The sequence below is a fragment of the Enterocloster lavalensis genome (assembly GCF_046603895.1).
Classification (GTDB): Bacteria; Bacillota; Clostridia; order Lachnospirales; family Lachnospiraceae; genus Enterocloster; species Enterocloster lavalensis.
This window is the reverse complement of sequence record NZ_CP176637.1, coordinates 5435638-5446983: the sequence shown is the minus strand read 5'-3', so window position 1 is coordinate 5446983 and position 11346 is coordinate 5435638. Positions and strand designations below refer to the sequence as shown.

The 11346-nt window shown below is 58.4% G+C and carries 9 protein-coding genes; 3 read left to right on the top strand and 6 right to left on the bottom strand.

What is annotated here, in order from left to right:
• Positions 1-99 precede the first annotated feature (99 nt).
• The gene (locus ACK2JC_RS24495; RefSeq protein ID WP_320938482.1) at positions 100-867 is read left to right on the top strand and encodes an ABC transporter ATP-binding protein; all 768 of its coding nucleotides are present in this window, start codon (positions 100-102) and stop codon (positions 865-867) included.
• Positions 860-1657 carry an ABC transporter permease gene (locus tag ACK2JC_RS24490; RefSeq protein ID WP_007713679.1) on the top strand — a complete coding sequence of 266 codons (798 nt, stop codon included), beginning with the start codon at positions 860-862 and terminating at the stop codon, positions 1655-1657. The genes ACK2JC_RS24495 and ACK2JC_RS24490 overlap by 8 nt, the downstream gene beginning before the upstream one ends.
• Positions 1658-1879: 222 nt before the next feature.
• Here ACK2JC_RS24490 and ACK2JC_RS24485 read toward each other — a convergent pair whose 3' ends face one another.
• Positions 1880-2728 (bottom strand): S66 peptidase family protein, encoded by an 849-nt coding sequence (locus tag ACK2JC_RS24485; protein ID WP_320938481.1) that lies wholly within the window; start codon positions 2726-2728, stop codon positions 1880-1882.
• A gap of 424 nt (positions 2729-3152) precedes the next feature.
• On the opposite strand from ACK2JC_RS24485, the gene ACK2JC_RS24480 reads away from it, so the two are divergent.
• Entirely contained in the window at positions 3153-4697 is a 1545-nt protein-coding gene (locus ACK2JC_RS24480; protein ID WP_320938480.1) for an FGGY-family carbohydrate kinase, read from the top strand.
• A gap of 115 nt (positions 4698-4812) precedes the next feature.
• On the opposite strand, the gene ACK2JC_RS24475 is transcribed toward ACK2JC_RS24480, so the two are convergent.
• Genes ACK2JC_RS24475 through ACK2JC_RS24455 form a run of 5 tightly spaced genes read right to left on the bottom strand, consistent with a single transcriptional unit; the run spans position 4813 to position 11332 of the window.
• Positions 4813-6135, bottom strand: a complete 1323-nt coding sequence (locus ACK2JC_RS24475; RefSeq protein WP_092367265.1) for an MATE family efflux transporter — start codon at positions 6133-6135, stop codon at positions 4813-4815.
• A gap of 49 nt (positions 6136-6184) precedes the next feature.
• Positions 6185-6619, bottom strand: coding sequence for a chemotaxis protein CheW (locus ACK2JC_RS24470; protein WP_166434460.1), 435 nt, complete (start codon positions 6617-6619; stop codon positions 6185-6187).
• Positions 6603-8639: an ATP-binding protein gene (locus ACK2JC_RS24465; protein ID WP_368270928.1), complete on the bottom strand. Its 2037-nt coding sequence runs from the start codon at positions 8637-8639 to the stop codon at positions 6603-6605. The genes ACK2JC_RS24470 and ACK2JC_RS24465 overlap by 17 nt, the downstream gene beginning before the upstream one ends.
• A 12-nt stretch (positions 8640-8651) precedes the next feature.
• Positions 8652-9599: a diguanylate cyclase gene (locus ACK2JC_RS24460; protein ID WP_276948866.1), complete on the bottom strand. Its 948-nt coding sequence runs from the start codon at positions 9597-9599 to the stop codon at positions 8652-8654.
• A gap of 56 nt (positions 9600-9655) precedes the next feature.
• Entirely contained in the window at positions 9656-11332 is a 1677-nt protein-coding gene (locus tag ACK2JC_RS24455) for a methyl-accepting chemotaxis protein (RefSeq protein WP_320938478.1), read from the bottom strand.
• Positions 11333-11346: the final 14 nt, after the last annotated feature.

The window sequence follows — 11346 nt, the reverse complement described above, 5'->3', positions numbered from 1 at the left end:
TAAAAAAGCTTCACAGGGCCTGCCGCCGTGGAACGGTTCAAATCCCCTGTCATATAATAAATCAAGCAAATGATTTCTTATCTGAAAGGAGCTTCCCCTATGATTCCCAAACTGGAAGTGAGCGGGGTCAGCTATTCTTATCACTCGTTAGATGGTGAGACGCTGGCCCTTTCTGATATATCCTTCACCGTAGACACCGGTGAGTTCCTGGCCATTGTGGGACCTTCGGGCTGTGGAAAGTCCACGCTGCTGACTATGCTGTGCGGGCTCACCACGCCTGACTCTGGGGCCATTCTTCTGGACGGAACCCCCCTTACCCGGGACGCCTCCGCCATCGGCTACATGCTTCAGAAGGACCACCTGTTCGAATGGCGCACCATATTTTCCAACGTATCACTGGGCCTTGAAATTCAAAAGCGATTGGACGAACCTGCCAAGCATGAACTTCAGGCAATGATCAATACCTACGGATTGGGCGGTTTCGAAAATGCCTACCCCTCGGAGCTGTCCGGCGGCATGCGCCAGAGAGCCGCCCTGATCCGGACGCTGGCCTTAAAACCGGAGCTTCTGCTCCTGGACGAACCGTTTTCCGCCCTGGACTACCAGACCCGGTTGTCGGTCTGTGACGATATCAGCTCCATCATCCGCAGAGCCCACAAAACCGCCATCCTGGTGACTCATGACCTGTCCGAGGCCATTTCCGTGGCGGACCGCATCGTGGTTCTGTCCTCCCGGCCCGGCAAGGTGAAGGCAATCCTGCCGATCACCTTCGACAGCGGCTGCACCAGCCCGCTGGACCGGCGGAACTGCCCGGAATTTTCCAACTATTTTAATCTGGTATGGAAGGAGCTGAAAGAAAATGACTGAATTGCGCCCTTCTCTGGCCCAACAGGAATTTATTGCAAAAGAAATCCGCCACCGCAGGCAGGTGGTCATCGTCCGCTTCATGCTGCTGGTACTGCTGTTAGCGCTCTGGGAGCTGGCCGCGGACTTCGGCTGGATCAACAGCTTTATCTTCAGCAGCCCCTCCATGATCGCCAAATGTCTGCTCGGCATGGCGGCGGACGGAAGCCTGTTTCTCCACACCGGCGTGACGCTGCTTGAAACCGTGGTCAGCTTCGCCCTCGTAGTGGCGGTCGGCCTGGCCGTGGCCCTGATGCTCTGGTGCAGCCGCAGCCTGTCCGAGATCCTGGAACCCTTCCTGGTCATGCTCAACAGCCTGCCCAAGTCCGCCCTGGCTCCCCTGCTCATCGTGTGGCTGGGCAACAACATGCGCACGATCATCGTGGCGGCCATCTCCGTGGCCCTGTTCGGCTCCATCTTGACCCTGCACACCGGCTTCTCCCAGATGGACGGGGAGCAGGTGAAGCTGATCTATTCCCTGGGCGGAAGCCGCAGGGATGTGCTCTTAAAAGTCCTCCTGCCCGGCTCCCTGCCGCTCATCATCAGCAACATGAAGGTGAACATCGGCCTGTGTCTGGTAGGCGTGATCATCGGAGAATTCCTCTCCGCAAGAGCGGGGCTGGGGTATTTGATCACGTATGGAAGCCAGGTATTTGCCATGACCATGGTCGTCACCGCCATCGTGGTCCTCTGCCTCATGTCCGTGGTACTATACCAGGGAATCGCCCTGATCGAGAAGCATTATTCGCGGTAGTCGGTAGAACGCGGGCCCTGCCTGCAGTCCGGCGCGCAAAAGGAAACAAAAAAGACCTCCGGCCCAAAGAGAATTCTCTCCGGGCCGGAGGTTTTATTGCATGTAATGGTCCGCAGGCGCAGCCTGGAGGCGATTGCTGAATGTAATGGGCCAAAGGCGCAGCCTGGGGGCGATTGCTGAATGTAATGGTCCGCAGGCGCAGCCTACAGGCGATTACCGCGGTTATGCTTCAAACACGCGGTACTCCCCGATCACAATCCCCCGTGCGTCCGCGCCGTGGCCGATCAGGTCCGTCCTGGCCACCGGCAAATTCCCGGCGTATTCGCTCACCATGGCCAGCAGATCCGGCAGATGCCCTGCCTCCTCCATTTTCGTGAACGTGCCAAGCAGAATGCCGGAAACCCGGTCAAAGGCCCCGAGCAGCTTCAGATGGCAGAGATAGGTCCGAATCTGCGCCTCGTCGCCTTTAAACGCCTCCAGCAGCAAAATCCGGCCCTCCAGCTCCGGGAAAAATTCCGTTCCCGCCAGCTTCAGGAAGCAGCGGATATTTCCGCCCACAACCACGCCTTCCATCCGGCTTCCCCGGACAAAGGTGCATGGGAGTTCAAAAAACGTCTGCTCCTGTCCCAGAACAGCCTTGGCAAACTCTCCGCATCGGGAGCGCCCCTGGCCGCGGACCAGATTCCGGATCTGATACAGCACAGAGGGGTTCCCGGTTTTGGCGTAGATGGCGTTGAGAATCACCGTTAAGTCGCTGTAACCCCAGAATTGCTTTCCGCTCCGTGCGATGACTTCAAAGTCCAGGTACGGCAGGATCTCATTTGCCACATCCCCTCCGGAAATGTCAAAGATCGCTTTGATCTCCGGGTCCCGGTAAAAGTCCATCAGCGCGCCCGCCCGCTGCGCTCCGGTGCCGCTGACCACAGACCGCCCCGCGTATAGGTACTCGCTAAACACCGGACGCAGCCCCATCTCCTCCAGCACGTTTTTCAACTGCCGGATCGCCTCCCGGCTCTCCGGCGGACGGCCGTTTGAACAGCCTACAATAGCGATTTTATCACCTGGTTCCATCCTTCATTCCTCTGCCTTTCTCACACGCGCCATATTTTCCATCACCGCCTGTTATCTACCTAACAGGATACAATGAAATCGGAACCGGATCAATATAAACTTAGGCCCGCTTTGGCAATTTTCATTATATTCCGATCCAGTACCGGCGGCGGACCGCCGGAAGCGGCCCACTATACAACCTCCCGCGTTTTTGATATAATCGTTTTTGATATAATATGGAAACGTATCACTTATCATCAGCCTGACCGCTGGTGACATAATATAATCAAAAAACGTATCACTTATCATCACCCAGGCCGCTTTTAACAGGGTATCATCCGGGAAACGTACCCCTTATGGTAATCCAACCGGCTGGTGACAATGGATCGTGAGCGGAGACGCCGGGCCGCACAGGCAGCCCATCACGATGCGGAAAGGACGAATCATGAAATATTATCTGGGACTGGACAACGGCGGCACTTCCACCAAAGCCGCCATTTTCGATGAAAACGGCCTGGAAATCGCCTCGGCGGGGATGGACACCGCCATGTTGATTCCCAGGCCCGGTTTCACGGAGCGGGATATGGATGAGATGTGGGAGGCCAACTGCCGGGTGATCCGTGAGGCCCTGGAAAAGGCCGGACTGTCCGGAACGGACATCCGCTGCGCCTCGGTCTGCGGCCACGGCAAAGGCCTGTATTTGTGGGGAACAGACGGCCGCCCTGCCCGAAACGGCATCATTTCCACGGACAACCGCGCCTGGCGCTATCCTCTGGAATGGGAGCGGGACGGCACGGCGCAATCGGTTTTCCAGCGTTCCTGCCAGCACATTCTCAGCAGCCAGCCGGTTTCCCTGCTGGCCTGGCTCAGGGAACATGAGCCGGAAGTCCTGGAAAATACCCGCTGGATCTTCGCCTGCAAGGACTACGTGCGTTTCCGCCTCACCGGGGAGGCATTTGCGGAGCGTACGGACTACTCCGGCTGTAATCTGATGAATCTGCACACCGGAGAGTACGACGGAGAACTGCTGGCCCTGTTCGGACTTTCCCAATGCGCGGACAAACTGCCGCTGCTACGCAATTCCACGGATATCTGCGGCTATATCACAAAAGAGGCCGCGGAAAAAACCGGGCTTTCCGAGGGAACGCCTGTGGCTGGCGGCGCTTTTGACATCGACGCCTGCGCGCTGGGCGTGGGGCTCACCGATCCCAGACGACTCTGTATGATCGCCGGAACCTGGAGCATCAATGAGTATATTGGAACTGCGCCGATCACCGACGGCAACGTGCTGATGAACTCCCTGTTCTGCCTGCCGGGATACTACCTTGTGGAAGAATGCAGTCCCACTTCCGCAGGCAACAATGAGTGGTTCATAAAAAATCTGCTCCCGGAGCTGCGCCAAGCGTGCGCCAAAACGGGTCTCAGCCTCTACGAGACCATGAACCGCTGGGTGGAGGAAATTCCGGTCCATGAATTCTGTCCCGTGTACCTCCCCTTCCTCATGGGCAGCAACGTGCATCCCAACGCCTGCGGCAGCTTTGTGGGGATCAATCACTCCCACACCAGAAACCATCTGCTGCGGAGCGTTTACGAGGGGGTGGCTTTCTCCCACCGCTGGCATTTGGAAAAGCTCCTCAAAACCAGGCAGGAGCCTCCCGTGTCCATCCGCCTGGCCGGCGGCGCGGCCCGTTCCCCCGTCTGGACGCAGATGTTCGCGGACGTGATGAAGCTGCCGGTGGAGAGCGTCGCTGCCGGAGAGACCGGCGCCCTGGGCTGCGCAGTGTTGGGCGCAGCGGCCTGCGGGGATTATCCCGACGTAAAATCCGCAGCCCGGGCCATGTGCCACATATCCCGGACCGCAATGCCGGACAAGGCCCGCTCGGTTGTCTACGACCGGAAATATGAACTCTACTGCAAGACAATCGCGGCCTTAGACGGAGTCTGGGACTCCATTCAGGCTTACAGGGACGAGGTCTCCGGCCAGGGATAACGCACGCCCAAAACTCCGGTAAACGCCGCAATTTTTAGGCTGCACCTCCCCCCGGCTCACGTCCAAAAAGGCATAACCCGCAAATCCTCCCGACCTGCAGATTATGCCTTTTTCGTTACTCCGCTTCCTTCGGAAGCCAGTTCGCTTTCTTATAATAACAGAACATCCCAATGGCGCACACCACCCAGGTCAGCGGCCAGCCGGCGATCACCACCAACAGATCGTTGGTTCTGGGCACCGCGATGGCCAGGTAGATCTGGCGCAGCACCACAAAGCAGCCCAGCATGAAGAACATGGGCACCTTGGAGAGGCCCGCGCCGCGCAGGGCCCCGTTGAGAATCTGGACCACCGGCAGCACGATGTAGGCGGCTGAGAAAATGCGCAGCATGGCGGTGCCGTTGGCGATTACCTGGGCGTCCTTGGTGAAAATTCTGACCATGAAGCCCGCGCCGAAGAACATGCAGACCGCTCCCACCAGAATGATCGCGGAGCTCATCAGCCAGGCGGCCCGGATCCCCTTCTTTACCCGCTTGTATTGGCGGGCTCCGATGTTCTGGCCCACAAACGTGGTGATGGCCATGTTAAAGCTCTGCAGCGGCAGCTGAAGAAATCCGTCGATTCTCAGAGTGGTGGAATACCCTGCGATGGCGGCCGCCCCGAACCGGTTGATGTAGGACTGTACAATCACGTTGGAGAAGGATGTGATGCTCTGCTGCAGCGCGGCCGGAAACCCGATGGAGACGATGCGCAGGGTCATCTTGCGGTTGAAGCGTATTTTGCGCAGCTCCACCCGGTATTCCTCCTGAGAGCGCATGAGTTTGGCCATGACCATGGCCGAGCTGACCGCCTGGGCGATGATGGTGGCGATGGCCACCCCCGCGATGCCCATGTGGAAGCCGCAGACAAACAGGAAATCCAGAATAATGTTCACAATGCTGGCCACGGCCAGATAGATCAGCGGATGAGTGGAATCGCCCACCGCCCGCAGAATCCCGGCCCCCATATTGTAAAAGAGAGAAAATGTGATGCCGCCGAAATAGATCATCAGATACAGGGATGAGTGCGGCAGAACCTCCGCCGGCACCCCGATCCCCCTCAGAAGAGGCCCGGTAAATAACATGCCGGCCAGCGTAAATCCGATGCTCAAAACTCCGGTGAGCGCCAGGGAGCTGTGCACCGCCCTCTGCATATCACCGGTGCGCCGCGCCCCGTAAAACTGCGAGATCACGACCCCCGCGCCGGTGGACAGTCCCATAAAGAACCCCACCAGCATGTTGATCACCGGCGTGGACGCCCCCACCGCCGCCAGGGCGTTAGTATTTACAAAATTTCCCACCACATAGGAATCCACTGTATTGTACAGCTGTTGGAAAAAATTCCCAATCAGCAGTGGGATTGAAAAGAACAAGATAGAGCGGAATATTCCTCCATCGATCATGTCTGAGCCTGTCTGTCGCAAAATAACTCTTCATCTCCTGTCTGCAGCCTTATTTGTAGATCACCATTGCCTCCACCGTTTTCTCCACGTCCAGCAAAAACGTCAGCCCGCGCCCGGCTCTCAAAATATCCTGCACCTTCCAGACGCCTTCAAATTCCGGCTGTTCCGGATGCTCGATCCGTTTCAGCTCTTCAAATGAGATCACGTAGGGATCGCCGGGGATCACCACTCCCAGCCGGTATCCGTTGCAGCTGAGCACCAGAAGAACCTGGCGTTTTTGTTCGTCTTTACTCTGCTCCTCCAGCTGCGCCACGGGAAGAATGGCGCCGCGGTAGTGGAACATCCCGATAAAGTAGTGGGGCAGGCAGGGAATCTTGGAGATCTTGATGTCAAAGCAGATTTCCTCCACATAGGAAAGCTCCACCGCGTAATTCCGCTCCCTGCCCGTAAATCCCAGAAGTTCCCGCTCATAGTCTGCTTGCATACGCGCCCTCCTTCTCGTACCGGCTGATCAGAATCTCTACATCCAGGGCGGCGCAGATCTTTCCGTCTCCCATGATGCTGCACCCGCTGACTCCGGTATTCCGCCGGAAATCGATGCCGAACAGGGCTGGGAGCTGCTTGATCACGATACGCTTCTGCTCGTAAAGGGAGTCGGCCAGAATACAGCCTTCCCGGTTTTTCCCCTGCACGTAGATGACGATGGAGTTCTCCGGAGCCTCGCCGCCCAGGCAATAAAGCTTGCGCAGATCGATAAACGGCACCATGCGGTTCTGGTACAGAATGTACTCCCGCTCCCCCATCAAACGCACCGAATCCCGGCTCGCGCCATAATCCAGAAACTGGAAAACCTGCCGGGCCGGCACGGACATCCGGTAATCGCCCACCTTGAAGCGGACGCATTCCATGTTCGCCAGGGTCAGGGGCATGGTCAGGGTGAAACAGGTTCCGTTACCGCGCTCGCTCTGAATGTACAGATTGCCGCCCACGCCCTCCAGAATATTTTTCACCACGTCCAATCCCACGCCGCGGCCGGAGTATTCCGTCACCGCGTCGCTGGTGGTAAAACCCGGGCAGAGGATCATGCCGATTACCTCCTGCCGGTCGTAAGTCTCCTCCGGCCGCACGAACAGGCCCTTGGCCCGCGCCTGTTCCCGCACGCGCTCTATATCGATGCCGCAGCCGTCGTCCTCCAGGGAAACGATCAGCTCTCCCACCGTACTCTCCACGGTGAAAGTGATCTTGCCCTTCCGGTCCTTTCCCGCCGCGGCCCGCTCCTCCGGCGCTTCGATGCCGTGGTCCACCGCGTTGCGCAGCATATGCATCATGGCTTCAGAGATAATGTCCACCACGCCGGTGTCTGCCTCGATATCCCCGCAGTTCACCACCAGCTCCACCTCTTTTTTCTGGTCCCTGCAAATATCTCTCAGGATACGCCGCAGCTTGGGCACAATCCGCTCCACCGGAACCATGCGGATCGTCATAACCGTGCGCTCCACCTGGGTCACCAGCCGGTTGATCTGGTGGGCGATGCCCTCCTTGACCTCCAGAAGTCCGCTCTGATCCAGCGCCTCATCCAGCAACAGCATCTGAATCATCATCTCTCCGGCCAGGCTCTGCAGCTGGTCCAGCCGCTCCGTGCACACGCTGAGGAACTCCGCCTCCCTGCCGCTTTCCGCAGCCGGAGTCTCCGCCTTTTTCTCCGCTTCCGGCAAAGGCGCTTCCCACTCCACCTTGCAGCTCTCCACAAACAGGCCGTTCTTTAACGTTTCCAGAACCTCGTCCCGCTTATCCGTCTCAAAACGGATAAAGGCGCCGTTTTCCTTGATGTAATCCACCGTCGCCTCGGACCGCTCAATGTCCCTCGGAAATGTCTCCACCTGGCCGCACAGACCTGAAATCTGCCTCACCAGCATGAATACGCGGACATTCTCCATCCGACACTCCGGCTCCAGGCGCAGGCGCACCACAGTACCGCCCCGGTTCATAAGCTCTCCGGGCACCGGCGCCTCGCTGCGCGCTTTATCCCCCTCCGCCTCCGGGTTTTCCTCCGTCTCTTTGCTGCCCGGCGCGCCGTCTACAGCGGACGCACTCCGGATACGCTCCAGATACTCCGTGGCCCTGGCTTCCAGCACCTGCGTATCCGCGGGCCGGTAGTCCTGGCGGGTCATGACCTCCAGCTCCTGCTCCACGAAATCCGAAGCTGCGAACAGCAGATCAAACAACGCTGCCTCCGCCTGGTCGATCCGTCCCCCCATCTCCCGGTAAAACGCAAACAAGTCCTCCAGCTTGTGAGCCAGGGAGGACAGGCCGCTTAATCCCATCATCGCTGATGAGCTTTTAATTGTATGCATCACCCGGAAAATGTTGTGGATATCATCCCCGGTAAAAACGCCGTTTTTTTCTGTTTCCAGGAGCACGTCGGCCAACTGGCCGATCAGCTGGTGTGTCTCCAGCAGGTACACATCCAGCATCTCCTGCGCATCCGCGTCAAAATACCCCATATGCTTCCCCTATCAGCCCATCATATTCTCATACCAGACGCTGCGGTTCTTGCCGCTTCGTTTTCCCCGGTAAAGCGCTTTGTCCGCGCGGTCTATGCTCTCCTCGATTCCCTCCTGATCCTGGTATGCGTGTAAGCCCAGGGTGAGGGTGCAGCGGAACTCAATTCCATTGTAGAAAATCGGGAAATTCTGCACCTCCCGCCGGATCTGTTCACTGATTTCAAACGCCTCGTTCCTCGTCACGTTCAACAGCACGATCAGGAATTCCTCACCGCCCCAGCGCACCACCTTGTGCTTGCGGCAATGGCCTTCCAGAATGTGGGCGATGCAGACCAGCGCCCGGTCCCCCGCCTCGTGTCCGTAGGTATCGTTAACCTTTTTGAAATCATCGATATCCGCCAGGATCATCACATTGCAGGTCTGCTCGCCCTGCTGGAATCCCCGTATATCCTCCAGAAGATCGCCTACCACGTAGCGCCGGTTGTACAGCCCGGTCAGGCCGTCCCGAAAAGCCATGTAATTGAGCTTCTCCATGTCGGAGCGCAGCTCCTTGTTCTGGCGCTTCAGCTCATCCTTCATCTCCTTGGCCTTGAGGTGCGCAGCCACGCGGGACTGCAGCTCCGCCTTGCCGAAGGGCTTTTTGATGTAATCACCCGCTCCCATGGAGAATCCCCGCATCACATCCTCATCCGTATCCTTGGAGGTGAGGAAAATAATCACCGTGTTCTCCTGTCCCGCCGCCTTGAGCTTGTTGAACAGCTCGTAGCCGTCCGTGTCCGGGAGAACCACATCCAGAAGAATCAGGTCCGGCTGATACTGCCTCACCATCTCCAATGCCTCATCACCGTTGTGGGCTTCATAAACCAGGGGTCCCCGGTCCTTTAGCGCGGATATAATCTGCTTGCAGATCAGCATGCTGTCATCCACCACCAGAACAATCCGATTGTCATTTGCTTCCATCATCAAAACCTCCGTTAATCTCCTGCCGACGCGCAGTGCGGCCAGGTTTTTGACCGCTATATTTCAAATTTTTCTACTAATTCCCTTAATATTCCCGCCTGGGCCGACAGCTCCTCGCTGGCGGCGGCGCTCTCCTCGGACGTGGCGGAATTCCCCTGAACGATCTCGGAGATCGCCTCCACGCTCCTGCGGATCTGGTTGATCGACTCCGCCTGCTGCACGGAGAGACCAGATATCTTCGTCATCATCCCGATCACCTGCCCCGCGCTCTCCACGGAACCGCCCAGGGTGTTGGCCGTGGCATCCACCGCCTCCAGCCCTAAATCCACCGCAACAGAATTCTTCTCAACCAGTCCAGCCGTCATCTTCGCGGCGTCTGAGGCCTTCGCCGCAAGGCGTCTGACCTCGCTGGCCACCACGGCGAACCCGCGGCCCGCCTCCCCTGCCCTGGCCGCCTCCACCGAGGCGTTGAGGGACAGGATATTGGTCCGAAAGGCGATATCCTCGATCTCCGACACAATGCTGTTGATCTCATCGGAGTTGCGGCGGATGGCGCGGATGGCCTCCAGCGCCTCCTCCATCTGCTTGCTGCACTCCCTCAGGCTGTCGCCCACCTGGCCGGCTACCTGGCTGGAGAGAACCGCGCTGTCGGCGTTGTGCTGAACGCCGTCCGCGATCTCATTGATCCTGGCCGCCAGCTCCTGGATGGAACCCGCCTGCTCCGAAGCGCCCTGGGCCAAAGTCTGCGCTCCGGTGGACACCTGGGCGGCGCCCCCCGATACCTGGGTAGCGCTGGCGCTGATCTGCTGGATAGACTCCCGCAGCAGACAGCTGATCTCGTCCAGAGCATTGCCCATGGCCACAAAATCGCCTTTAAACTCCACCTGGCGGCGGTAATTCAAATGCCCCGCCCCCAGCGCGGCCATCCCCCGCCGGATCTCCGACACATAGGACTCCAGCGCGGCCGCGGTGCTGCGGATATCCCCCGCAAGCAAGCCCAGCTCATTCCCGGACGTATACTGCAAGTCTATGGCCAGCTGCCCCCCGGCGATGGATTCCGCCGCCCGCCTCACCTCGTTGATGGGGTGGGTGACGCTCCGGGTGAGCAGCATACACAACGCCACGGAGATGGCGATGATTCCAACGGACGCGGCGCACACCGCAACAATAATGCCCTCGTTGATCTCCTTCGAGCGGTCCAGACTGCCCTGGGCGTCCTGGATCGAGAGCTTGACCACCTCCGCCAGAACTTCCCGGACCTGGCTGGACTGGGGCGCATAGTCGGCGGTGTACCGGCTCATGGCCTCCTGCTCCTTCCCCTCGCGCCACAGCCTCAAAACCTCGTCCCTGGGGCCGGTTAACAGTGCAAACTGTTCCTCCAGCTCCCGTACCTTCTCCGGTCCGCTGACATAGCCGGTGCTCAGGCGGGAAAGCCCTTCATCCTCCTGCCGGATCAGGGACTGGATTTCATTATAATAATACTCCTCATCCACCACTCCGTCCGTGGCCACCAGCATAATCAGGTATTTCCCCACGGACTGCAGGTTCCCGATCAGCTCCTGGGAGGTCTGGACATTGGCGAAGGGTTCGCTGTAAAGGCGCTCCATTCTGCGGGAAATGCTCCGCAGGCTGACAATCGTCATCACCATGGTCACACCGCAGAGCAGAATGACGATGCCAAAGGAGATAGTCAGCTTTTTTCCAATTTTCAGATTTCTAATAAATTCTCTCATGTAATGCCCCCGTC

What these genes read in the sequence shown, in the direction of transcription:
- ACK2JC_RS24495 (WP_320938482.1), top strand. Translation starts at nt 100, where the DNA reads ATGATTCCCAAACTGGAAGTGAGCGGGGTCAGCTATTCTTATCACTCG.
- ACK2JC_RS24490 (WP_007713679.1), top strand. Translation starts at nt 860, where the DNA reads ATGACTGAATTGCGCCCTTCTCTGGCCCAACAGGAATTTATTGCAAAA.
- ACK2JC_RS24485 (WP_320938481.1), bottom strand. Translation starts at nt 2,728, where the DNA reads ATGGAACCAGGTGATAAAATCGCTATTGTAGGCTGTTCAAACGGCCGT.
- ACK2JC_RS24480 (WP_320938480.1), top strand. Translation starts at nt 3,153, where the DNA reads ATGAAATATTATCTGGGACTGGACAACGGCGGCACTTCCACCAAAGCC.
- ACK2JC_RS24475 (WP_092367265.1), bottom strand. Translation starts at nt 6,135, where the DNA reads ATGATCGATGGAGGAATATTCCGCTCTATCTTGTTCTTTTCAATCCCA.
- ACK2JC_RS24470 (WP_166434460.1), bottom strand. Translation starts at nt 6,619, where the DNA reads ATGCAAGCAGACTATGAGCGGGAACTTCTGGGATTTACGGGCAGGGAG.
- ACK2JC_RS24465 (WP_368270928.1), bottom strand. Translation starts at nt 8,639, where the DNA reads ATGGGGTATTTTGACGCGGATGCGCAGGAGATGCTGGATGTGTACCTG.
- ACK2JC_RS24460 (WP_276948866.1), bottom strand. Translation starts at nt 9,599, where the DNA reads ATGGAAGCAAATGACAATCGGATTGTTCTGGTGGTGGATGACAGCATG.
- ACK2JC_RS24455 (WP_320938478.1), bottom strand. Translation starts at nt 11,332, where the DNA reads ATGAGAGAATTTATTAGAAATCTGAAAATTGGAAAAAAGCTGACTATC.